This is a genomic window from Kribbella sandramycini, from assembly GCF_013131805.1.
Taxonomy (GTDB): domain Bacteria; phylum Actinomycetota; class Actinomycetes; order Propionibacteriales; family Kribbellaceae; genus Kribbella; species Kribbella sandramycini.
Genome location: NZ_JABJRC010000010.1, coordinates 258,778 through 281,945, shown reverse-complemented (window position 1 = coordinate 281,945; position 23,168 = coordinate 258,778). Strand labels below are relative to the sequence as shown.

The following is a 23,168-nucleotide window of genomic DNA, read 5'->3' as shown; positions in this document are numbered from 1 at the left end:
GACCGCATAAGGTGAGTCGCCGTAAGTTTCCGCCCCACGGAAGAGGATCCGCATGCTCCGCCCGATGTTCACCGCACTGCTCCTCACCACAACCACTCTGACCGCGACCGCGGCGCTGCCCGCGCAGGCCGCGATCACCTGCGACACCGCCACGACCGGCGGCTCGACGTTCTACGACGGGCCGTCGGCGTCCAAGAAGTACGACGCCCGGTTCAGCAACAGCGTCAGCATCCCCAACCTCAGCACGCACACGCCGCAAGGCGCCGCCACTTGGTACAACTGGGACGGCTCCGGCAAGAACCTGCTGCTGGTCACCTCCTACCGTGACGGCGCCGACTCGCAGATCTACGGCATCGACCCGGCCACCGGCACCACTGTCGGCGTAGTGGCCGTTGCCGAGTCGCATGTCGGTGGCATCACCGTCACCAAGGGCTGGGCATTCGTATCCGGCGCCGGCAGCAGCATCCGCAAGTACAGCCTGACTGCGCTCCGGGACGCGCTGAAGGCCGCCGGTACGCCGTACCTGACGCAGGTCGGCACAGCGCGCGATGTCGCCGGTGCCTCCTTCATCGGCAGCTACGGCGACTCGCTGTGGGCCGGCTCCTTCAACGAGACCGGCCGGGGCACCATGTACGAGTACAAGGTCGCCACCGACGGCACACTGACCACAGTCGCCGGTGGCTGGGAGGTGCCGACCAAGACGCAGGGTCTGACCGTCACCGCGAACCACTTCATCTACAGCACGTCGTACGGGCGTTCCAACCGCAGCAACCTGTACGTCGTGAAGCGCGGCCAGAAGGACCTGGACGCCGCACAGCTCAGCTGCTTCCGGGCGCCGAGCATGACGGAGGGCATCACCGAGTACAACGGGACGGCGTACCTCGTCTACGAGTCGGGCTCACACCTCTACGCGCCGGACCCGAACACGCTCAACGTGATCCCGCGGCTGCACAAGGCGTCGATCTCGTCGCTGACGGCCCTCGTGCCCTAAGGCGTGTACTTGACGGTGCTGATCACCTTCGAGCGGGTCGTCGGGTTCTCGTCGCGCACCTGGATGTGCAGCAACGTGGACCCGTCGATCTGCCGGTACTGCTCGTCGACCGAGTGCCCGGCGCAGCTGTAGCGGAAAGTCGCGAGCTGCTGGCCGTTCGAGCTGCCGCCGTCCGGCGTACCTCCGGTACAGCCAGGCGGCGGTTTCGGCGCAGTCGGCAGCTTGCTCTCCTTGACGAGCTCGATGAAGACGCCGTCGGCCGTCGGTGAGGTCTGCCAGTTCGCTGTGTCCGTGCTGACCAGCAGCCGCGGACCGTCCGCGTTCTCCGCCTGCTGCGACCACGCTCGGGGGACCTCGACAGAGAACTGCTGGTACGACACCTGCATCGGCCGGGCCAGCACGAACTGGTAGCCGCCGTAGCCGCCACCGGCGGCGAGCAGGACCGCCAGCACCAGCGCGATCACCCGACCACGGGCCCCCCGCTTGGCCGTCGGCTGCGTCAGCTGGTTCGCACTCGACAGCGCAGTCGCCTGGTCGACGCCGCCAGGGTTCGGTGTCGCGGGGGTCAGATCTGCGGCCGGTACGAGGCCCGCAGGGATCTCACCGGTCAGATGCGCCTCTCGGAGCGCATTGAGGAAGCTGTCCAGGTCTTGCCAGCGCTTGTCCCGGTCTGGCTCGAGAGCCCGCCGGACGACGGCGTCCACCGCATCCGGGACGTCGGAGCGCAGAGTGGTCATCGAGGGCGGCGGCTTGTCGATGTGCATCACCGCGCCCAGGCTGTTCACCCCATGCGGCGCCTGGCCGGTGAAAGCGGCGTACGCGACCGCACCGAGGGAGTAGAGGTCGGCACGGTGGTCCAGCCGCTCGCCGAGCACCTGTTCGGGGGCGACGTACGCCGGAGTGCCGCCGGGCATGGTCAGCTGCGACACGTCCTGGACGGCTTTGCCCAGGCCGAGGTCGCCGAGCATGGCCCGCTCGGTGCCCGAGACCGTCCGGAAGAGCACGTTGGCCGGTTTGACGTCCCGATGCAGGACGCCGCGGCTGTGCAGGTGCTTAAGGCCCTTACCGACTTCGGTGATGATGCGGACCGCGTCGTCCATCGCCAGCGGGCCGGCCTTGATCCGGTCGGCCAGCGTGCCGCCGTCGGCGTACGTGAGGACCAGGTACGGGCGGCCGTCGTCCGTCTCGCCGACGTCGTGCGCGCCGACGACGTACAGCGAGTCGACCTTGCGCAGGAAGCGGCCCTCGGCAACGAACCGGCGGCGGACGTCGGCGTCGTCGACCCACAGGTCGGACAGGATCTTGACGGCGACCTCGGCGTCCAGCTGCTCGTCCCTGGCCAGCCAAACGGTCGCGAAACCCCCGGCGCCGACCCGGCGGACCAGGGCGTACCGGCCGATCCGCGCTGGCTGGTCCATGTACGCATTATGCTCGATCGTTCCTGCGACTCACTCGCCGGTTCGAACTTATCTGGCAGTTCGTGCGTCACAACGGGGATGGAAACGGGACGGGTGGCGATCAGGAACCGGGCGCTGGTCGCGGCGGTGGCCGCGGTGGCGGTCGCTGCTGTCGTCGGCGGCGGCCTGCTCGCGGGCTCCCGCGGCCCCGAGAACCGGTCCGGCGCGGCCGCTGCCCCGCTGGCCGTGACGACGCCCCCGGCGTCCCCAGTGGCCACCAAGGTCCTGATCGACGCGACCAAGCTGCCGACCGGTCGGCCGCCGCAGGTCCCCTACCTCCGCGGTCGCGCCGTGCTCGGCGGCGTCGGCGGCGCCGTCCGGCTCCCCGGCACGACTCCGGTCGATGCGGTCGCGAAGGTGTGGTCGGCGACGCTGGCGATGGAGGTCCCCAACGCGACCACCAGCAACCTGGTGATCGTCGGGGACAACGGCACCGTCTCGAAGCGGCTGCCCGGTGTCGACTCCCTGGTCAGCAGCGCGGACGGCAACTCGTCGGCGTTCGCCACCGGCGGGCGGTACACCGGCTTCGACGGCGGGCTGGTCTACTTCCGGACCAGCGACGGCACGCTCCAGACGCTGACCCACGCGCGCGCCCGCGACATCGAGGTCCTGGCCGTTCTGAACCGCTCGGTCTTCCTCGCCAGCCGGCCCGAGGACGGCGAGGTGACCACGCTGCACCGCTGGGACGTCGATGCCCGCCAGGCCACCGAGCTGCCCAAGATCCTGCGGCCGGTCGCAGTCTCCTCCGACGGCGCACTGGCGGCCGGGCTGCCTGTCTTGACCGACAGCGGCCTCTGCTCGGTAGTGACCGATATCGAGACCAGCCGCCAGAAGTGGCGCACCTGCCAGTACCGCCTGGACACCTTCAGCCCCGGCAACGCCTTCGTCATCGGCTACCCGCCCACCGCCGGTGGACCGTACGGCGAAACCACCCTCAGCACCCTGGATGCCAACGACGGCACCGTCAGCCGCACCTGGCTCGGCCCCTCCCTCCGAAACGCCGTAGCCGAGGACGACGACCACGTCCTCATCGAATGGCACGACCAAGCCGGTCCGCAGTCCCGCTCCGCCGTCGTCCGCTGCACCATCACCACCGGCCGCTGCGAGCTGGCCACCCCCCTGTCCCCAGAACCACTTCTCCTCAGCTCATGAGCGCAGAAGAACCCGTTGCCAAGGGAAAGCGCGGCCGGCCGGCAGCCCTGGTCGCTGCGGTCGCAGTAGCCGCTGTTGCGATCGGTGCGGCCCTCGCTTACAACCAGAGCCCAGGAGCGGCAGGCGCCGAAGCCGCACCGCTGAGCAGCTCTGTGACTCCGAAGCCGGCCAGCACCACGTTGGACGTCACCAAGCTCCCGACCGGTCGCACACCCCAGATTCCGTATCTGGTCGGTCGCAGTGTCCGCCTTGGAGCCGGCAGCGTTGCGACGGTGGACGGCACCGGAACGGTGACCGCGGTGGGCCGTCTGCACAACGAAGCACTGGCTGTCGTGATGCGGCCCGACCACCCGGACGTCTACACCTCGGAGCTGCAGAAGCTGCGGTTCGGCAAGGTCGTCCGACGGACACCCGGCGTCACCTCACTGGTCACCACCCCGGACGAGGGCGCCGCGGCCTACGCGGCTGCTCGCATCGGCGCCCACGGCCAACCCACCAAGGGCGGCGTGCTCTTCGCCGAGACCGACGAGCACGTCCTGTCGCTGAAGCTGCCGGACAGCTGGAACGTCGAAGTCCTGGCGTACACCGACGGCAAGGTCTACTACCGGACTTCGGACGACACCACCGAGAGCTCCACCTGGAGGCTGCACGCCTGGACTCCTGGTGAGCCGAAGTCCCAGCTGATCAGGTCCGCGCCTTCCCCGGTCACCGTCGCGACCGACGGCAAGGTGAAGGGTTTCACGCCCGCCGGTGACGTCAGGTTCGGTCTGGAGGGCACGCCGGCGAGCAACTGCTCGAGTAGGGCGACCGCCGTCGCGGCGGATACCGGCACGCTGCTCAACCAGTGGGACGGATGCTTCGTGACCATGACCGCCGAAGACGACCAGCACCTGCTCTTCGTCGCCTACACCGGCCCCGGCAGCGAGGACGAGCCGAATCCGCCGGGGGCGATCGTCCGCTGCACCATCACCACCCGCCAGTGCGAGCTGGCGACGCCCCTGTCCCCAGAACCACTTCTCCTCGGCTCATGAGCGCGGGAACGACCCTCTCTAAGGAGTCCGCGATGCGGAACAACAACGGCCGCCTCGTAGCCCTGGTGGCCTCGGTCGCAGTGGCCGCCGTAGTGCTCGGCGCTGCCCTCGCCTACCGCCAGGGCCCCCAGCCAACCAACGCCGGCGCCCAAGCCGCACCCCTCACCAGCGCCCCCAACAAGCCGAACGCCCCCGACACACCCAATACACCTCCTGCCGCTACGGGACCGGTGAAGACCACGGTGGACGTCAACAAGCTGAGCGAAGGGCGCGCCCCGCAGATTCCACACCTGGTCGGTCGTGAGGTTCGCGGTGGCTCGGCAGGTGTGCAGGTCGTTCCGGGGAAGGGCTCCGTGCTCAGGGTCGGCAGGCTGGGCAACGACACGCTGGCTGTAGTCATGTACGAGCCGGACGGTGACGGCAGCGAGTTGCTGAAACTCACCACCTCCGACGCGGAGCCTCGACGGACCCCCAACGTCACCTCACTGGTCACCACGCCGGACCAGACGATGGCGGCCTACGCAGCCGCACACATCAGCAGCCTCGGTGTGGCCGTCAAGGGCGGGACCGTGTACGCCGAGACCGGTGAATCGCTGAAGTCGCTGAAGCTGCCGGACGCCTGGGAGCTCCAGGTCCTGTCCATCGTCGACGGCAAGGTCTACTACCGTGCCAGCGACAAGGAACTGGGTCCCTGGAAGCTCTACACGTGGACTCCCGGCGAGTCGAAGCCGGAGCTGCTGAAGCGCATCGTCTCCCCGACCGCCATCTCCGCCGGCGGCGCTACTGCCGCCTCGATGGGCACGATCACCGACGACGGCACCTGCACGCACGTCGTCAGCGTGCCTGACGGCACCCAGGCGTTCCGCACCTGTGATTACCGCGTGGAGGGCTTCAACCCCAGCGGCCTCACCGCCTACGGCGTCGAAGGCAACAGCGAGGGCTACTGCTCCGGCGTGACCGCGGCGCTGGACGCGAGCTCCGGCAAGCTGCTGCACGAGTGGAAGGGCTGCTTCCAGAACCTCGTCGCCGAGGACGACCAGCACATCCTGATCGTCGCCTACGCCACTCCCCCCGGCGAGATCGACAAGGTCAAGACGGCGATCGTCCGCTGCGCCATCACGACCGGCGCCTGCGAACGCGCCACCCCCATCGGCCTCAACACCAACCTCGTGCTGGGCACCTGAAGCGTCTGCTCGTAGCTAATGGCGCCCTGTGCGGCCGGTCCGGGGAGGAGACTGGCCGGATGGGGCGTATTGCTGTGTTGGCGGATGTTCATGGGGTGTTGCCGGCGTTGGAGGCCGTGCTGGCGGAGGCCAGTGCGGATGTGGTTGTGGTGGCGGGAGATGTGGTTAGTGGGCCGCAGCCGCGGGAGGTGTTGCGGGTGCTTCGGGGGATGGATGTGGTGTGGGTTCGGGGGAATGCGGACCGGGAGGCCGTGGCGATGGCTCGGGGCGAGTTCGAGGGTGAGGCGCCGGATGCGGTGAGTCCTTGGGCTGCTGGGCAGCTGTCGGCGGAGGAGGTCGAGTTCTTGAGCAGTCTGCCGACCAGCGTGACCATCGGGGACGTGCTGGTCTGTCACGCGACTCCTCGGGACGACGAGGAGGTGGTGCTGGTGGACAGCTCGGTACGGCGGTGGCGGGAGGTGCTCAGCACGGTGCCTGAGCACATCGACACCATCGTCTGCGGGCATACGCATATGCCGTTCGTCCGGCAGGTCGATCGGCGCACTGTGGTGAACGCCGGCAGCGTGGGGATGCCGTACGGCGCTCCGGGTCCGAGCTGGGCGCTGATCACGCCGGACGGCGTCCAACTGCGCCGGGCGACCATGGACCGAGAGGCGGCCGCGGAGCGGGTCGTGCGGGAGTCGGCGTACCCAGGGCGGCATGAGTGGGTGTCGGCGTACCTGCTGGCGAACTACTCCGACACGGAGGCGCTGGAGGCGTTCAGAGCGCGGTCGGAGGGCTGAGCAGCTACCGTCAAGGGGTGTTCGCGCGGCAGCGGAAGCATTTCGGCACTCCGGCCGACAAGGCGACGTATGCGACTCTGCATACCGCCTCGTTGGCCTCTCCGCACTTGCGCGAGGGCCTGACCCCCGCAGCGGCCGGCAAGGCGAGCAGGCACCTCAGAGATCTACTCGGTACGGCGGCGCTCGCGATCTGCGACTCGTCCGGCGTACTGGCATGGGACGGCGTCGGCGGCGCGTACGAAAGCAACCACCGGCGGGATGCCCGCTCCTTGGCCGCCCCCACCCTCCGCACCGGCCGGACGGCGGTTCTCGGCGTCCACGACGTCGCCTGCGGCGATCCGCAGTGCCCAGTCCGTACGGCGGCTGTTGCACCGATCGTGATCGAGGAGCGCGTCGTCGCGGTGCTGGTCGCGTACAGCGAGCGTTCGTCCGCAGCACTGGTCAGAGCGACCGAGGAGGTCGCCAGGTGGGTTTCCGGCCAGGTGGAGCTCGCAGAGCTGAACAAAGAGCGCACGCGGGCTATGGAGGCCGAGCTGCGCGCGCTGCGCGCCCAGATCAGTCCGCACTTCATTTACAACGCTCTGGCCGCCATAGCGTCGTTCGTCCGCACTGACCCCGAGCGGGCCCGCGAGCTGCTGCTGGAGTTTGCAGACTTCTCCCGCTACGCACTGCGGCGTGGCGGTGAGTTCACCACGCTGGCTGATGAGCTGCGCAACGTTGAGCGCTATCTGGTCCTGGAGCAGGCGCGCTTCGGCGACCGGCTGACGGTGTCGCTGCAGATCGCCCCCGAGGTGCTCCCGGTCGTCGTACCGTTCCTCGTCGTCCAGCCGCTGGTGGAGAACGCCGTCCGGCACGGCCTGGAGGGCACCACCGGCGTCGGCCGGATCACCATCCGCGCGCGGGACCAGATCAACGAGGCGGAGATCAGCGTCGAGGACGACGGCGCCGGCAGCGACCCCGAGGTCATCCGGGCGGTCCTGTCCGGGGAGTCGGCCAGCGACTCGATCGGCCTCGGCAACGTCGACGCCCGGCTGCGCCAGGTGTACGGCGACGCCTACGGGCTGGTCGTCGAGACCCAGGTCGACGCGGGCACGAAGGTGACCTTCCGGATCCCCAAATACTCCTCAGGAGTGCATGCCTCACCGTAGTGTTCGCTCCATGGCAGAGCTACCACTGCGCGCGCTGGTCGCGGACGACGAGGAGCCCGCGCTCAACGAGCTGGTGTACCTGCTCCGCCGGGACGACCGGATCGGCGAGATCCGGACCGCCGCCAACGGGCCGGAGGCGCTGAAGATCCTGCAGGCGGCCGACGTCGACGTGTTCTTCTGCGATATCAAGATGCCCGGTCTGGACGGGCTCGACCTGGCGCGGGTGCTGTCCAACTTCGCCAGCCGCCCGCAGATCGTCTTCGTGACCGCGTACGACGAGCACGCCGTCCAGGCCTTCGACCTGGAGGCCGCCGACTACGTGATGAAGCCAGTGCGCGCCGAGCGGCTGGCCGAGGCGGTCCGCCGCGTGGTGAACGCAGGTACGCCGGCCGGCCCACAGCAGGCCGAGGAGCCCAGTGACGAGGTCATCCCCGTCGAGCTGGCCGGGGTGACGCGCTTCGTCCAGCGCTCCACCGTCCGGTACGTCGAGGCCCAGGGCGACTACGCCCGGCTGCACACCGGCCAGAACTCACACCTGGTCCGCATCCCGCTCAGCACGCTGGAAGAGCGTTGGCGCGACGCGGGCTTCACCCGGATCCACCGCAGTACGCTCGTCGCCCTCGCGCATGTGGACGAGATGCGGGTCGACAGCGGCCGCTGCGCCGTCCGCGTCGGCGACGACTGGCTCCCGGTCAGCCGACGGCACACCCGCGAGCTGCGCGACCTGCTGGTCCGATCGACGTCGCTGCGCCCCTGATGAGCACGTCCCAGGGCCCCGGTGAGCTGCGGCCGCGCCGCGTCCGGATCACCAGCCCGCGGACGAGCGCGGCCCGGCGACCGACCGTCCCGACCGGGACTCGCGAGATCGACGAGCAGACGCGGCTCGGCGAGGTCTACATGAACTCGCTGATCCAGTCCCAGCTGCGCCTCACGCTGGCGGTGATCGGCGTGACCGTGCTGGTCCTCGGCAGCCTCCCGCTGCTGTTCTGGCTGATCCCACCCACCCGTACGGTCGCTGTCCTCGGTCTGCCACTCCCCTGGGTGCTGCTCGGCATCGCCATCTACCCGGTGGTGTACGTCGCCGCCCGGATCTACGTCCGCAAGGCCGAACGGATCGAGACCGAGTTCACCGAGTTCGTCGGGCGGCAATAGATGTCATCGGCAATGAGCCTCACCGGCATCGGTCTGGTGATCGTGGCAACGATCGGGATCGGTCTGTTCGGGCTGCGCATCTCACGCACCACAAGTGACTTCTACGTCGCCAGCCGCGCGGTCAGCCCACGCTGGAACGCCTCCGCGATCAGCGGCGAGTACCTGTCGGCGGCCTCGTTCCTCGGCGTTGCCGGGCTGGTGCTGGTGAACGGCGCCGACATGCTGTGGTTCTCGATCGGCTACACCGTCGGCTATCTGATGCTGCTGGTCCTGGTCGCGGCTCCGCTCCGCCGGTCCGGCGCGTACACCCTGCCGGACTTCGCCGAGACCCGCTTCGAGTCCGCAGTGGTCCGCCGGATCTGCTCCGGCCTGGTGGTCGGTATCGGCACCCTCTACCTGCTCCCCCAGCTGCACGGCGCCGGTCTGACCGTCCACACCGTCACCGGAGCCCCGCCGGACGTCGGTGCCGCGGTCGTCGCCGTCATCGTGGTCATCAACGTCGCCGCGGGCGGCATGCGCTCGATCACGTTCGTCCAGGCCTTCCAGTACTGGCTGAAACTCACCGCGCTGGCAGCGCCGATCTTCATCATCCTGATCGCCTGGCGCTCAGGTGACCATTCGATCGGGTTGCTGCAGTCCCTGCAGGGCGCGGCCGCCGAGTGGGCCGAGCCGCTGTCCACAGCCGGCGGGCGGGACCACCCGCTCTACGCGACGTACTCTCTGCTGCTGGCGCTGTGCTTCGGCACGATGGGCCTGCCGCACGTTCTGGTCCGCTTCTACACCAACCCGGACGGGCGCGCGGCCCGGCGGACGACGGTTGTCGTACTGGCCCTGCTCGGGATGTTCTACCTGTTCCCGCCGATGTACGCGATCCTCGGCCGCTCGTTCGCGCCGGATTTGGTTGCCGGCGGCGCCGATACCGTCGTCCTCGAGCTGCCCAGCCGGATCTTCCCCGGGACGGCGGGTGACCTGCTCGGCGCTCTGGTCGCGGCCGGGGCGTTCGCGGCGTTCCTGTCCACTTCGTCCGGGCTGACGGTCGCGATCGCCGGTGTGATCGACCAGGACCTGCTGCGGTCCCGGCTGCACCGGCTGACCGGCGGCGACTACCTCGCGGTGAACAGCTTCCGGATCGCGGCCCTGCTCGCGATGACCGTGCCGTACCTGGCCTTCCGGGTCACCGGCGCGCTCAGCCTCGCCGACACGGTCGGCCTGGCCTTCGCCGTGGCCGCCTCGACGTTCTGCCCGCTGCTCGTCCTCGGCATCTGGTGGCGGCGGATGTCGACGACCGGCGCCGCAGCCGGCCTGATCGTCGGCGGTATCGCCGCCAGCGCGGCCGCCCTGGTGAACGTCGTCGGCGCACCCACGGCCGGCTGGCCGCGCGCCCTGGTCGGTCAGCCCGCCGCCTGGACGATGCCGCTCGCCTTCCTGACCGTGATCGTCGTCTCGAAGCTGACCCCCGACAAGATCCCCGCCGGCACCGCCCGCAGCATGGTGCGGCTGCACACGCCGGAGGCGGTGGAAGTGGATCGCGGACCCCAGGCATTCACCAACCTCCCCCCGAGCGACTCCACGCCGCCCCGCCGCGCCTGAGCGGAAGCTACTCCGCAGTGTTGGTGAGTGGGGACGGTCCGCTCATCGCCTCGAACCGACCGTTCGCCGCAACCGGCAGACCACTTGGTCGCCCGGTCGTGGCCGCTGAGCGCTCGATGCGCTCCGGTGCTGGGCCTGCGGGCGTGACCTGAACCACAGTACGGGCAGCACTCGTCGCCGGCTTCCGCCCGGCCTCACCCCTGTCTGGAGGTCCCGCGAATGTCTGAAACCCGCTCCGCGGGCGACCCGGATCTGACGACGTACCGCGATGTCCAGCTCTCGCCGGACTTCTCCGAGCTACGCCGCCGGTTCCGCCGCTTCGTGTTCCCGATGACCGGACTGTTCCTGGTCTGGTACTTCGTCTACGTCCTGCTCGCCGACTACGCGCACGGCTTCATGTCGACGAAGGTCGGCGGGAACATCACCGTGGGCCTGCTGTTCGGGCTCGGCCAGTTCGTGTCGACGTTCGCGATCACGATGATCTACGTGCGCTGGGCCGACAAGAAGGTCGACCCGGACGCCGAGAAGCTGCGCCACCAGATCGAGGGAGAGCCCCGATGACCGCCCCCTTGATGTTGCCAATGGCAACCGATATCGGTAACCCGGTGGTGAATATCGCGATCTTCGCGCTGTTCGTGATCGCCACCCTCGCGATCGTCATCAAGGCCTCGCGGAACAACAAGACCGCGGCCGACTTCTATGCCGGCGGCCGCTCCTTCACCGGCCCGCAGAACGGCGTCGCGATCGCCGGCGACTACCTGTCCGCCGCCTCGTTCCTCGGGATCGCCGGCGCGATCGCGCTGAACGGGTACGACGGCTTCCTGTACTCGATCGGCTTCCTGGTGGCCTGGCTGGTCGCCCTGCTGCTGGTCGCCGAACTGCTCCGCAACACCGGCCGGTTCACGATGGCCGACGTGCTGTCGTTCCGGCTCAAGCAGCGCCCGGTCCGGATGGCCGCCGCGCTCTCGACGCTGGTCGTCTGCTTCTTCTACCTGCTGGCCCAGATGGCCGGCGCCGGCGGTCTGGTCGCGCTGTTGCTCGGTATCGACGAGCGCGCCGGCCAGAGCCTGGTGATCGCGATCGTCGGCATCATCATGATCACGTACGTCCTGGTCGGCGGCATGAAGGGCACCACCTGGGTGCAGATCATCAAGGCCGCCCTGCTGGTGTTCGGCGCCGGTCTGATGACGATCTGGGTGCTCGCCAAGTACAGCTTCAACCTGTCCGGCTTGCTCGGTGCGGCCGTCGACAAGAACCCGGCAGCCGGCGAGCGCCTGCTGAACCCGGGTCTCCAGTACGGCGCAACGGGGATCAGCAAGCTGGACTTCATCTCACTGGCGCTCGCCCTGGTGCTCGGCACCGCGGGTCTGCCGCACGTGCTGATGCGCTTCTACACGGTGCCGAACAGCAAGGAAGCCCGCCGTAGCGTCACCTGGGCGATCTGGATCATCGGCATCTTCTACCTGTTCACGCTCGTCCTCGGGTACGGCGCCGCCGCGATCGTCGGCCCGGACGCGATCCGCGCCGCTCCGGGCAAGGCCAACTCGGCCGCGCCGCTGCTGGCCTTCGAGCTCGGCGGTGAGCTGCTGCTCGGCGTCATCTCGGCCGTCGCCTTCGCCACGATCCTCGCGGTGGTGGCCGGTCTGACGATCACCGCGAGTACGTCGTTCGCCCACGACATCTACGGCCAGGTGATCAAGAAGGGCCAGATCAGCGGCGACGGCGAGGTCAAGGTCGCCCGGATCACCGCGCTGGTGATCGGCGCGGTCGCGATCGTCGGCGGGATCTTCGCCAACGGCCAGAACGTCGCCTTCCTGGTCGCCCTGGCCTTCGCGGTCGCGGCGAGCGCGAACCTACCGACGATCCTCTACTCGCTGTTCTGGCGGCGCTTCAACACCCGCGGCGCCCTGTGGAGTATCTACGGCGGTCTGGCCGCGTCGATCATCCTGATCGCGTTCAGCCCGGTCGTCTCCGGCAAGGTCGACGCGAAGACCGGCAAGAGCCTGTCGATGATCACCGACACCGGGATCGACTTCTCCTGGTTCCCGCTCGACAACCCGGGCATCGTCTCGATCCCGCTGGCCTTCCTGCTCGGCTGGATCGGCACGATCACCAGCAAGGAGCAGGTCGACGTCGACAAGTTCGCCGAGATGGAGGTCCGCTCGCTGACCGGCGCGGGCGCGGAGAAGGCGATCGAGCACTAACCCCTAGACCTGTCAGGCAGGCCCTGCGAAATCTGGCGGACCTGCCTGGCAGCCCCAACCACCGCCCCCAGTAGGACCCGGTGCTCCCTGAAGCCGGGTCCTACTGTTGTGTTCAGAACTTCAGCTGCGGCCAGAGCGCGAAGAAGGCGGCGATCGAGGCCTCGCCGCGCGCCTCCTGCAGGGCGTGCAGGCGACCGAAGGTGAACGCGTTACCGCCGTCCAGGTGCACCTGTACGCCGAGCTCCCGCAGCAGCTCGCGGGAGACCACCGAGTCCTGGAAGTCGCCGAGGACCTCCTGCACCTCTTCGGCCCGCGTGGCCAACGCCGTCGCCTCGTCAGCCAGGACCGGTACGGCGGACTCACCGGCGTACCGGAGTCGTTTGGCGGACTTGCGCACCTCGTGCAGCTCGTGGTCGCGCTCTTCGGGGGTCTCAGCTGTCTCGGCCCGGCGGACGGCCTTGCGCATCCGCTTCCAGTCGTGGTGCAGCAGGTCGGGCGCCTGCTTGGCGGCCTTCTTGTCGTCGCCGGTCAGCGGCGGGTCGGCGAGCAGGTTGTCGAGCGCGTCGAGCAGGCGGAAGTAGCGCTCACTCTCCAGCGCGGCGAGCGCGCCCGCTCGGCCCTCCTTGTAAACGCCGCGCAGGTGGTCGTCGATCCGGCCGGCGACCCGACCCAAGACCAGCTCGGCCGGCTGCTCGGCCACCTCGGCCGCGAAATGGGCCCGCTGGACTTCGGCGTCCCGAGCGACGCCCAGCTCACCGGCCAGCCACTTCAGCTCGGCCCGCAGCGCATCCCCGGCTTCACGGTCGACGACCGGCCGGTACGTCGCCAGCGCCGACCGGAGCCGCCGCGTCGCGACCCGGAACTTGTGGATCCCCTCGGGCGCGTCTCGGCGTACCTCTGGGTCACGCTGGCGGATCGCCTGCACCTGCTCGGCGGCGTACGCGCGGAACAGGTCGGAGGTCTTCGGCTTCGCCGGCAGCACCCACTCCTCGAGTTTCGGGACGCGGTCGCCGAGGGCGCGCGCGAGTTTGCTCGGACCGGATGCGGGCGTCGCTCCAGCGGCCTGCAGGACGCCGTCCGCGGCGACGAGCAGCTCCTCCGAGCCGCCGACCAGCTCGACCTCCCACTCGCGCCAGCTGTCCGGCTCGCCGCCCGGAGTCGTCGCGGTGACATGGTCGTCGGCCAGCTCGGCGACGACGGCGCCGTCCGCGTCGAGCAGCCGGTGGACGACGCGCCTGGTCTCCAACGTGACCACCGGGACGAGCGGGTTGTCGCGGACATGCACCCGGACCGTGCGGACGACGGCGATCGGCACAGTCCGCGTCGACCGGCCGAGCGGGTGCTGGACTTCGAGCCGAGCGCCCGACGACTTCGGGAACTTCACGTGCCAGCCGTCGTCCTCACCACCGGTCCGCCGGCGCAGCGTCACCTTGTGCGCGGCCAGATCGAGGGCTTCGGTGTCGTAGTACACAGCCTCGAGATCGAGCTCGACCGGTTGCTCCACACTCGCCACCCCGGGCAGCTCGTGCAGCGCCGGGAGGTGCGTGGCCTCGGCGACGTCGTACTTGGTCTCGATCTCCAGCTGTTCGGTCGGCATGCCTCTTGTTTACCAGCAGTTCATGAACCGGTCAGCTGATCGCCCGCAGGTCGGCGAGCAGCCGTTCCAGATCCCGATCCGGGACGCCGTTCGCGGACGTCGTCCGCACCTGGCGTCTGTGGTTGCGGCACAAGCCCCAAGCCGTCAACCCGACCACCGCGAGCAAGCCGATCATCTCCGCGCCTCCGCTCGGAAGAACGTGTAGTGGAAAGTCCCACCCGGCTCGGCCGCCCGCTCCAACTCACGCACCCCGTGCGCCCACTCCGCCGCCGACAACATCCCTGCCGCCACCGCCCGCTCTCGCACCGACTCGACCATCGCCACGAACGTCTTCCGCGTGAAACCCTCGACGAGCCCCGGCACCGTCTCGTCCGCATAAACCACCCGCGGCTCGACCCGCACCTGCGTGAAGCCGGCCTCCCGAAGCAACGGCTGCAGCCGCCGCCCGACCAACGCGTCCCCACCCACCTCCGCCTGCAACCCCACCAAACAATCGATCACCCCCTGCGCCGCCGCACTCCACGGATGAAAGAACGCCGACCCGTGGTCCCCTTCAATCACCGTGATCGCCGGCGCCAACCGCCGAAGCCCCCGCAAAACCCCCACCGGATCAGCCAAGTGCTCAAGCACAAAACACACGAACACGTGGTCGAACGTCTCCCCCTCCAACTCCCGCAAATCCCCACACCGCCACTCCACTTGGGTGTCGAGTCCGGCGGCGGCGACGCGGGCTTTTGCTTCGGTGAGTGAGGCCTCGGACTGATCGATGGCGACCAGCTGGATGTGGGGGTGGCGGATGAGGAGCTGGACGGTTTGGGCGCCGACTCCGCAGCCGGCTTCGAGTACGCGGGCGCCGGGTGGGAAGTGGAGGCCGTCGTGGAGGAGGCTGGCGAGGGTGCCGGCCTGGTCGGCGAGGCGGCGGGTTTCGGCGGCGGTGTAGCCGTGCACGTAGTCGGTTCGCATAGATCCACGGTCGCGTGACAATGGTCCGGTGGACAGGTCCAATACTGGGGTAAACGAGCAGTCCAAAGGCTCGGCCGACTTCCTGCAGCTGAACCCGGCGGAGGCACCCGCGGGCGGGCTCGCGGACTGGCTGACCGAGGAGCTGCGCGCCGCGATCGCGGACGGTCGATTGCCGATCGGGAGCCGGCTGCCCGCGAGCCGGCGGCTGTCGGACGAGCTGCAGGTGTCGCGCGGCGTCGTCACCGAGGCCTACCAGCGGCTGACCGAGGACGGTCAGCTCGCGGGCCGCGGTCGCGCCGGCACGGTCGTCGTCGCGGCCCCCGCCGTACCGCCACGGGAGCGCCGCGGCCCGGCCCCCGCCCCGGCCATCCACACGCCGGGTCTCGACATCTTCGACGCCCTCCGCGCCGCCCCCTGCCGGATCGACCTGACCCCCGGCGTACCCGACCTGGCCGCCTTCCCCCGCGCCGCCTGGCTACGCGCCGAGCGCGCCGTCCTCAACAACCTCGAAGCCAGCGCCTTCGGGTACGGCGATCCGTCCGGTACGCCGGCCCTCCGCCGCGCGATCGCCACCTGGCTGGCGCGCTACCGCGGCATCGCCGTCCATCCGGACGAGGTGATCGTCGTCGCCGGGGTCTCGCAGGCGATCGGCCTGCTCGCCCAGCTCCTCCGCGGTCGTGGCATCACGTCGGTCGCCGTCGAGGACCCGGGCTCGCTGGGCTCCCGTCAGCACTTGCAGGAGTGGGGCCTGGCGACGCCGCCGATCCCGGTCGACGAGCGCGGCATCCAGGTCGGCGTACTCCGGGAGTCGGGCGCGCAGGTCGTGATGGTGACGCCGGCGCACCACTTCCCGACCGGCGTCGTCCTCGAAGGCGAACGCCGTCGTGACCTCCTGCGCTGGGCAGCCGACGGCGGCCTGATCTTCGAGGACGACTACGACGCCGAGCACCGCTACGACCGCCCGCCCGTCCCGGCCCTCCGCTCGATGCTCGCCGACCAGGTCGTCTACGCCGGCAGCATCTCCAAACTCCTCGCCCCCGCCCTCCGGATCGGCTGGATGGTCCCGCCCGCGGCCTACCGCGAAGAGCTCATCGCCCTCAAACGCCGAGCCGACCTGGGCAACGCCGGCCTCCCCCAACTGACCCTCGCCCACCTCATGACCTCCGGCGACCTCGAACGCCAACTCCGCTACGTCCACCGCCGCCACCGCACCCGCCGCGACGCCACCGTCGCCGCCATCACCACCTACTTGCCCACCGCAACCATCCACGGCGCCGCCGCCGGCCTCCACCTCACCCTCACCTTCCCCACCCCACTCGACGACACCCACCTAGCCGCCCAAGCCCTCACCCAAGGCATCAAAATCCACCCCCTCTCCTGGCACGCCCAACTCCCCACCGCCCCCGGCCTCGTCCTCGGCTACGCCGCCCAACCCCCCACCGCCCTGACCCAAGCCATCCAAACCCTCGCCCAACTCGTCTCCAGCAGTTAGTCGCGGGGAATGGGGATTACCAACGGGGTATTGGTTTGGGGGTCGGGGATTATTTGGGCGGGGAGGTTGAAGACGGAGTGGACTGTGGTGGGGGTGATTACTTGGGTGGGGGTGCCGGTGGCGGCTATGTGGCCGGATTTGAGGGCTATCAGGTGGTCGGCGTAGCGGGCGGCGAGGTTGAGGTCGTGGAGGACCAGGACGATTGTTTTGCGGTGGCTGCGATTGAGGGTGCGGACCAGGTCGAGGATTTCCAGTTGGTGGGCCAGGTCCAGGAAGGTGGTCGGCTCGTCGAGGAGCATGGTTTGGGCGTCTTGGGCCAGGGCGAGGGAGAGCCAGACGCGTTGGCGCTGGCCGCCGGAGAGTTCGTCGAGGGGGCGGTCGGCGAGGTCGGCGGTGCCGGTGGCTTGGAGGGCTTGGTGGACGGCTTGTTCGTCGGCGGGGGTCCACTGACGGAACCATTTCTGGTAGGGATGGCGGCCGCGGCCGACGAGGTCGGAGACGGTGATTCCGTCGGGGGCGACCGGTTGCTGGGGGAGCATGCCCAGGCGGGTGGCCAGGGTGGCGCCGGAGAGGGTGGCCAGGTTGGTGTCGTCGAGGTAAACGGTGCCGGAGTGGGGTTTCAGGAGCCTGGCCAGGCCGCGGAGGAGGGTGGACTTGCCGCTGGCATTGGCGCCCACGATGACAGTGATCTGCCCGCGCGGGATCAGAACCGAGAGCTCATGGACGACGACGCGGCCGTCGTAGGCCAGCGTCAGGGTGTCGGCGCGCAGTTCGGACATGTCAGCCTCCTCGGCCGATGCGGTTCGCACGAGCCATCAGGACGAGTAAGTACGGCGCTCCGAGGAAGGCCGTGATGACGCCGACCGGGAGCGCAGTCGGCGCGAAGATCTCCCGGGCGACCAGGTCGGACGCGACTACCAGCAAGGCCCCGAGCGCACCAGCCGCCAGCAACCCGGCAACGCGCTCGCGGACCAATCGCCGTGCGAGCTGCGGTGCGACCAGCGCAACGAACGCCACCGGCCCGGCCACCGCGGTCGCCATCGCCGCCAGCGCCACCCCGATCGCGATCAGCAACGCCCGCGACAACTCGACCCGACCGGCCAGCGTCCGCGCCAGGTCGTCGCCCAATTCCAGCAACCGCAACTGCCGAGCCGAAGCCAATGCCGCCGGCAACAAAACCACCAGCGCGCCGCCGATCACCCAAGCGTGTGACCACGTCCGCCCCGCCAAACTCCCAGCCAGCCATTGCGAAGCGCTCTTCGCCGCATAGATATCCGCCAGCGTCAGCAAGTACGCCGTCGCCGACGAGATGATCGCCGTCACCCCGATTCCCACCAACACCAGCCGGTACCCCGAAACCCCACCCCGATAGGCCAGCACGTACACAGCAATTGCCGACAGCAACGATCCGGCCAGCGCCCCGGCCGGGATCCAGCCGCTCCCGAACACCGTGATCATCAGGACGGCGGCCAACGCGGCCCCGGCGTTCACCCCGATCAGATCCGGACTCACCAACGGATTCCGCGCCAGCCGCTGGAAGATCGCCCCCGATACCGCGAACGCCGTCCCGACGCCGATCCCGACCAGCACCCGCGGCAGCCGGTTGTTCACGATGATGTCGTTCAGGATCAACGTCCCGTGCCCGGCCAACGTATCGAGCACCACCGGCAGCGGAATCCGGTAGTCCCCCACCGTCAACGACACCGCCCCCACCACCAGCGTCAGCGCCCACGCGACACTCGACCCCACCAGACTCGCGACGTCCACCCGAGTGGACACGGGCCCGACCCGCACGGTCCTCACAGCTCCGCCGTCCGTCGACGCCGCACCAACGCGATGAACAACGGCGCCCCGATCAACGCCGTGATGATCCCCACCTGCAACTCCGCAGGCCGAACCACTACCCGACCAACCACATCCGCCAGCAACAACAGCGCAGGCGCCAACACCATCGACCACGGCAGAATCCACCGATAGTCGGCTCCGACCAGGCTCCGCGCCACGTGCGGTACGGCGAGCCCCACAAACCCGATCGGCCCCGCGATCGCCGTCGCTGTCCCCGCCAGCACCACCACCGCCAGCCCGGCCGCTACCCGGACCAACAGCACCCGAGTCCCCAACGACTGCGCCAACTCGTCCCCCAACGCGAGCTGATTCAGCGACCGCCCCAGCACCAGCGCCAACAAGATGCCCACCGCAACGAGGGGCGCCGCCTGCGTGACCACCGGCCCCGATGCCATCGACAACGATCCGACCACCCAGAACCGGAACTCGTTCAGCGTCGACAGATCCGTCAACGTGATCGCCGACGTCACCGATCCCAGCAGCGCCGAGATCGCCGCCCCGGCCAGCGCCAGCTTCACCGGCGTCGCACCACCCCGCCCGATCGCGCCGACCAGGTAGACCACGACGGTCGCCACCAACGCCCCGCCCATCGCGAACCACACGTACGCCGTCAGACTCGTCACCCCGAGGACGCCGATCGCCCCGACCACAGCCACCGCGGCGCCGGCGTTCACCCCGAGAATGCCCGGATCCGCCAAGGGATTCCGCGTCACGCCCTGCATCAACGCCCCGGCCAGCCCGAGCGCCACCCCGACCAGCAACCCGGCCACGGTCCGCGGCACTCGCAGATACCGGATCACCCGATCGTTGTCACTGCCGCTGAAATCCGCCAGCGCCAGATAGACGTCGTGCGCCCCGAACAACTGGTTGCCGACACTCAGCGAAAGCAGCACGGCCACAGCGAGCACTCCACCGCACAACAGCAGCCCGGCCGCGCGCCAGCCGCCGCCCTTGATCATTTGAACAGGTCGGCGTGAATGGTCTTGGCGATGTCCTCGGTCGTGTGCGCGCCACGCACCCCAGCGGAGTGGTTGGCGAACAGCCACGGCACAACCTGCTTGTTCCGCACCGCTTTCAGGTTCTGGTACGCCGGGTTCGCCAGAATCCGCGCCACCTCCGGCTGCGCGGACGCCGGCGTCAGCGCCGCATCACAGCACCCGCTGATGAAGATGTAGTCCGGGTTGCGCTTGATCAGCTCCTCGACGCCGATCTTCACGTTCCGCTTCGACGTCAGATCCGCGAAGGCGTTCACCCCACCGGCCTGCTTGATCAGCACGGTCCCGAAGTCCGGCCCGCCGGAGACCGTCAGCCCGCCGCCCTCCATTCCCGGCCGCAGGATCGCGACCGTCGGCTTCGGGGCGTCCTTCACCTTCGCCTCGACCGCCGCGATCCGCTTCTCCTGATCCGCGATCACCTGCTCCGCGCGATCCGAGACGCCGAAGAGCTTGCCGAGGTCGCGCAGATCGGCGTACACGTTGGTCATGGAGACGCTCGCCGGGTCGATCGCCTCGTCGCCCTTACCGTCCGCGGTCGGGCAGAGCGGGCTGAAGATCCAGGTCCGGACGCCGAGTTCGGACAGGCTCTTGCGGCTGCCGAAGCTCTCATCACTGCCGCCACCGGCGCTGAACACGTCGTTGAAACCCGAGAGCACGAAGTCCGGGTTCGCGGCGAGCAACTCCTCGCGGCTGGGCAGGTTCTTGTAGTACTTGGCTTTCGACTGCGCATCGGCGTACTCCGGCAGCACTTCGGAGTCCAGATACGCCGTGCCGACCAGCCGATCCGAGATCCCCAGCGCATGGGCCATCTCGATCGCGGGCTGGTACGCCGCGAACACCCGCTTCGGCGGACCGTCGACGGTGACGTCGATCCCGCAGTTCTTCACAGTCGTCGCACCCGGACCAGGGGCGTCGGCCGTAGCCGAACTGCCACACCCGGCCACCAGGCCCAGCAACAACACCGACACGACGGATGTACGCAGCACGGAACCGCTCCTCCAGCACCTCGTGGACGGATCATGCCGTGGCCGGTCTCCTGGCTGACGGGACTGCGTTCACCGACCTGGTCTTCCCAGCAAGCGCCAGTGACCTCCCCGAAGGGAACGGCCGGTCAACTCCCGATCACAGTGGCGAGGGCCGCGCCGGTACCGCACCGGCTTCCCGTACACCACGGCGGCGCCACAGTAACACCCGCGACGCGGTCGCACGCCGAAGTGTGGTCAGCGGTACAGCCGGGCGACCGCCAGCGCCAACTGGGTCATCGCGTCCGGATCCACCGCGCGGGCCGGCAGCGGCACCAGGTCGACCAATTTGTCGTCGCCGAACCGGATCGACGTCCGCCCGGTGGCGGAGTCGACGTACGCCTCTTCGCCGAGCGGGATGGTCTGCGCGGTCGGCAGCTTCCGGAAGGCGGTCATGATCGCGACCGCCTGCGGCGTCCGCCGGGCCGACGTCGTCAGCACGCCGTTCGTGGAGATCCACCCGCAGACCAGGTCGCCGCGCTCGTTCTCGCCGTCCCGCCGGTACGTCGCCTGCGCACCCATCACCTTCGCGACGGCCGCCGTCCCCCGCTCACAGCCCTCGCGAACGATCAGCGTCTCCGGCGCCGGGACGCCCGGTATCTGTCGGACGACGTCCTGCGCGAGGACGACGTACTGCGCCAGTGTGGCCTTCGGCCCGGCCACCTTGTACAACCGCCCTTGGAACAGGAAGACCACCGAAGTCGCGTTCCCGAACCCGCCTTCACCGACGACCGCGGCCTGACCCTTCAAAGCCTTCTGCTGCTGGGCCAACGTCGTTTTCGTCGCCAGCTGCAGCGATACGCCGACCCGCAGCACCGGCCCGTTCGGCAGCTGGCTCAGCTGCAGCTGGCAGACGTCGTACGTGATCGGCACGCCGAACTCGGCCGGCATCGGCTTCGGCTGAATCTCCACCAGCGGCACCGCGAGCGTCGACTGCACCAATGCCTGATCCATCCGCACGCACAACGTGTCGGCAACCTTCGCGGACGGCGGCGTCGACGGCGTCTCGGTCGGAGTCAGGCTGGGCGTCGTCGGCACCGAGACCAGCGGCGGCACGCTCGGCGCCGTCTCCTGCCCAGGGCCACCGCACCCAGCGGCGACCACTGCGAACAACACCAACGGAACTGCCGGACGGATACGCATGGTGCGACAAAGCCTACGCTTCGTTGGCCTCGGCTGCCGCGCGCAGCTCGCGTTCGCGGACCGCATGCTCATCGGTGCGCGCGTCGTACCGCCAGAAGTCGCGGAGCGCGGCCGCGGTGGCCGCGACTCCGGCGACGCAGAGGATGCCGCCGCTGACAATCGACGTCCGCACACTCGTCAGGTCGGCCACCAGGCCGGATCGGCTCTGGCCGCCCATCGGGCCGAGCATGTAGGAGAGCATCTCGATCCCGGCCAGCCGGCCGCGCATCTCATCCGGGATGGTCTGGTTCCAGATCACCGACCGGAACAGCCCGGACACCATGTCGGAAGCACCGGCCAAGGCGAGGAAGACCAGCGCGAACCAGATGTTCGGCGCCAACCCGGCCACACCGATCGCCGCACCCCAGCAGGCGGCCGCCAGCACCACCGCGCGCCCGTGATGGTGCACACGCTGCGTCCAGCCGCTGCTCAGCGTCGCCAGCAACGCGCCGACCGCCTCCGCGCTGTAGAGCAGCCCGAGCAGCTTCGGCTCCTTCAGTACGTCGGTCGCGAACGCCGGGAACAACACGATCGGCATCGCCATGAACATCCCGACCATGTCGACGACGTACGTCCCGAGCAGATCCTTGCGCCGGGCGGCGTACTGGATTCCCTGCCCGATCACCCGCAAGGACGGCGGTTGTGAATGCTCACCGACCCGGTAGGGCTTGAGGCCCAGGTACAACAAGGTGGCGATCACGAACGCCACCAGCTCGATCCCGAATGCCCAGGCCACGCCCGCCGTGCCGATCAGGACGCCGCCGAGCGCGGGGCCGACCAGCTGACCGGCCTGCAGCGTCAACGCGTTCAGCGCGACGGCGGCCGGCAGCTCGGCATGTTTGACCACGCGAGGGAACAGCGCGTCCCGGCTCGGCCGCTGCAAGGAGGCCGCGATCGCGTTCAGCGCGCCGCAGACGTAGATCACCCAGACCTGCGGGCTCGCCAGCAGCGCGTTCGCGAGCAGCACGGCGCAGACGACGACCTGGGCGAGACCGGTGAAGATCAGCATCTTGCGCCGGTCGACATGGTCGGCGAGCGCGCCGCCGTACAGGCCGAAAACGACCAGCGGGACGATGTTGATCAGGCCCATCGCGCCGACCGCGAAGTTGGACTGGGTCAGCGAATAGAGCTGGAACGGCAGCGCGACGTAGCCGAACATCGCGCCCAGGAAGAAGACCGACCCCGAGACCAGCAGGATCCGGAAGTCCCGGGAACCACGCCACGGAGTCAGGTCGACACGGAGCCGGGCCAGCCGCGCTCGGAAACTTGCTGCCACTGGCACATAGTGTCAGTTCGATCGTGCTAAAACGAACCCTTTTGTGTCTACGGTGGAACCGATTGGTTGCCCTCGGCGTCAATCCTGACTGTCGGTACCCAGCCT

Annotated in this window: 22 protein-coding genes and 1 riboswitch; of the genes, 12 read left to right on the top strand and 10 right to left on the bottom strand. The window is 69.2% G+C overall.

What is annotated here, in order from left to right; genetic code table 11:
- The first annotated feature begins 52 nt into the window (after positions 1-52).
- Positions 53-991: a hypothetical protein gene (locus tag HPO96_RS33305; RefSeq protein WP_171678371.1), complete on the top strand. Its 939-nt coding sequence runs from the start codon at positions 53-55 to the stop codon at positions 989-991.
- On the opposite strand, the gene HPO96_RS33300 is transcribed toward HPO96_RS33305, so the two are convergent.
- Positions 988-2,409: a serine/threonine-protein kinase gene (locus tag HPO96_RS33300; RefSeq protein WP_171678370.1), complete on the bottom strand. Its 1,422-nt coding sequence runs from the start codon at positions 2,407-2,409 to the stop codon at positions 988-990. The genes HPO96_RS33305 and HPO96_RS33300 overlap by 4 nt on opposite strands.
- Before the next feature lie 93 nt (positions 2,410-2,502).
- Between HPO96_RS33300 and HPO96_RS33295 the strand changes: the two genes are divergently transcribed.
- The 10 genes from HPO96_RS33295 (at position 2,503) to HPO96_RS33250 (ending at position 12,691) form a co-directional block, all read left to right on the top strand.
- Positions 2,503-3,600 carry a hypothetical protein gene (locus HPO96_RS33295; RefSeq protein ID WP_171678369.1) on the top strand — a complete coding sequence of 366 codons (1,098 nt, stop codon included), beginning with the start codon at positions 2,503-2,505 and terminating at the stop codon, positions 3,598-3,600.
- Positions 3,597-4,631, top strand: a complete 1,035-nt coding sequence (locus tag HPO96_RS33290; RefSeq protein ID WP_171678368.1) for a hypothetical protein — start codon at positions 3,597-3,599, stop codon at positions 4,629-4,631. The genes HPO96_RS33295 and HPO96_RS33290 overlap by 4 nt, the downstream gene beginning before the upstream one ends.
- A 32-nt stretch (positions 4,632-4,663) precedes the next feature.
- The gene (locus tag HPO96_RS33285; protein WP_171678367.1) at positions 4,664-5,815 is read left to right on the top strand and encodes a hypothetical protein; all 1,152 of its coding nucleotides are present in this window, start codon (positions 4,664-4,666) and stop codon (positions 5,813-5,815) included.
- A gap of 59 nt (positions 5,816-5,874) precedes the next feature.
- Positions 5,875-6,597 carry a metallophosphoesterase family protein gene (locus HPO96_RS33280; RefSeq protein WP_171678366.1) on the top strand — a complete coding sequence of 241 codons (723 nt, stop codon included), beginning with the start codon at positions 5,875-5,877 and terminating at the stop codon, positions 6,595-6,597.
- A 17-nt stretch (positions 6,598-6,614) separates the two neighbouring features.
- The gene (locus tag HPO96_RS33275; protein ID WP_171678365.1) at positions 6,615-7,745 is read left to right on the top strand and encodes a histidine kinase; all 1,131 of its coding nucleotides are present in this window, start codon (positions 6,615-6,617) and stop codon (positions 7,743-7,745) included.
- 10 nt (positions 7,746-7,755) lie between these two features.
- Positions 7,756-8,502 (top strand): LytR/AlgR family response regulator transcription factor, encoded by a 747-nt coding sequence (locus HPO96_RS33270; RefSeq protein WP_171678364.1) that lies wholly within the window; start codon positions 7,756-7,758, stop codon positions 8,500-8,502.
- The gene (locus tag HPO96_RS33265) at positions 8,502-8,897 is read left to right on the top strand and encodes a hypothetical protein (protein WP_171678363.1); all 396 of its coding nucleotides are present in this window, start codon (positions 8,502-8,504) and stop codon (positions 8,895-8,897) included. The genes HPO96_RS33270 and HPO96_RS33265 overlap by 1 nt, the downstream gene beginning before the upstream one ends.
- Positions 8,898-8,909: 12 nt before the next feature.
- Positions 8,910-10,487 carry a sodium/solute symporter gene (locus HPO96_RS33260; protein ID WP_238355760.1) on the top strand — a complete coding sequence of 526 codons (1,578 nt, stop codon included), beginning with the start codon at positions 8,910-8,912 and terminating at the stop codon, positions 10,485-10,487.
- A gap of 219 nt (positions 10,488-10,706) precedes the next feature.
- Entirely contained in the window at positions 10,707-11,048 is a 342-nt protein-coding gene (locus HPO96_RS33255) for a DUF485 domain-containing protein (RefSeq protein ID WP_171678361.1), read from the top strand.
- A complete protein-coding gene (locus HPO96_RS33250) occupies positions 11,045-12,691 on the top strand; it encodes a solute symporter family protein (protein WP_171678360.1) in 1,647 nt (548 codons plus the stop codon). Before HPO96_RS33255 ends, HPO96_RS33250 begins: the two co-directional genes overlap by 4 nt.
- A gap of 112 nt (positions 12,692-12,803) precedes the next feature.
- On the opposite strand, the gene HPO96_RS33245 is transcribed toward HPO96_RS33250, so the two are convergent.
- From HPO96_RS33245 to HPO96_RS33235, 3 genes are read right to left on the bottom strand one after another with little or no spacing between them, the layout of a single operon-like run.
- Positions 12,804-14,288 (bottom strand): CYTH and CHAD domain-containing protein, encoded by a 1,485-nt coding sequence (locus tag HPO96_RS33245; RefSeq protein WP_171678359.1) that lies wholly within the window; start codon positions 14,286-14,288, stop codon positions 12,804-12,806.
- Positions 14,289-14,319: 31 nt separating this feature from the next.
- Positions 14,320-14,463: a hypothetical protein gene (locus tag HPO96_RS33240; RefSeq protein ID WP_171678358.1), complete on the bottom strand. Its 144-nt coding sequence runs from the start codon at positions 14,461-14,463 to the stop codon at positions 14,320-14,322.
- Entirely contained in the window at positions 14,460-15,251 is a 792-nt protein-coding gene (locus HPO96_RS33235; protein WP_171678357.1) for a methyltransferase, read from the bottom strand. Before HPO96_RS33235 ends, HPO96_RS33240 begins: the two co-directional genes overlap by 4 nt.
- A gap of 28 nt (positions 15,252-15,279) precedes the next feature.
- Here HPO96_RS33235 and pdxR point away from each other — a divergent pair, with 28 nt between their 5' ends.
- A complete protein-coding gene (gene pdxR, locus HPO96_RS33230; protein WP_171678356.1) occupies positions 15,280-16,743 on the top strand; it encodes a MocR-like pyridoxine biosynthesis transcription factor PdxR in 1,464 nt (487 codons plus the stop codon).
- On the opposite strand, the gene HPO96_RS33225 is transcribed toward pdxR, so the two are convergent.
- The 6 genes from HPO96_RS33225 to HPO96_RS33200 form a co-directional block, all read right to left on the bottom strand.
- Complete coding sequence (locus tag HPO96_RS33225; protein WP_171678355.1) at positions 16,740-17,522, bottom strand: ABC transporter ATP-binding protein; 783 nt, start codon at positions 17,520-17,522, stop codon at positions 16,740-16,742. The genes pdxR and HPO96_RS33225 overlap by 4 nt on opposite strands.
- A gap of 1 nt (position 17,523) precedes the next feature.
- Positions 17,524-18,522: a FecCD family ABC transporter permease gene (locus tag HPO96_RS33220; protein ID WP_337796914.1), complete on the bottom strand. Its 999-nt coding sequence runs from the start codon at positions 18,520-18,522 to the stop codon at positions 17,524-17,526.
- Between the two features lie 20 nt (positions 18,523-18,542).
- Positions 18,543-19,547: a FecCD family ABC transporter permease gene (locus tag HPO96_RS33215; protein ID WP_171678353.1), complete on the bottom strand. Its 1,005-nt coding sequence runs from the start codon at positions 19,545-19,547 to the stop codon at positions 18,543-18,545.
- Positions 19,544-20,569 (bottom strand): ABC transporter substrate-binding protein, encoded by a 1,026-nt coding sequence (locus tag HPO96_RS33210; RefSeq protein ID WP_171678352.1) that lies wholly within the window; start codon positions 20,567-20,569, stop codon positions 19,544-19,546. Before HPO96_RS33210 ends, HPO96_RS33215 begins: the two co-directional genes overlap by 4 nt.
- A gap of 23 nt (positions 20,570-20,592) precedes the next feature.
- A riboswitch (cobalamin riboswitch) is annotated at positions 20,593-20,771 on the bottom strand.
- Positions 20,772-20,803: 32 nt separating this feature from the next.
- Positions 20,804-21,748, bottom strand: coding sequence for a hypothetical protein (locus HPO96_RS33205; RefSeq protein WP_238355758.1), 945 nt, complete (start codon positions 21,746-21,748; stop codon positions 20,804-20,806).
- A gap of 13 nt (positions 21,749-21,761) precedes the next feature.
- Positions 21,762-23,063 carry an MFS transporter gene (locus HPO96_RS33200; protein ID WP_171678351.1) on the bottom strand — a complete coding sequence of 434 codons (1,302 nt, stop codon included), beginning with the start codon at positions 23,061-23,063 and terminating at the stop codon, positions 21,762-21,764.
- Between the last annotated feature and the right edge of the window lie 105 nt (positions 23,064-23,168).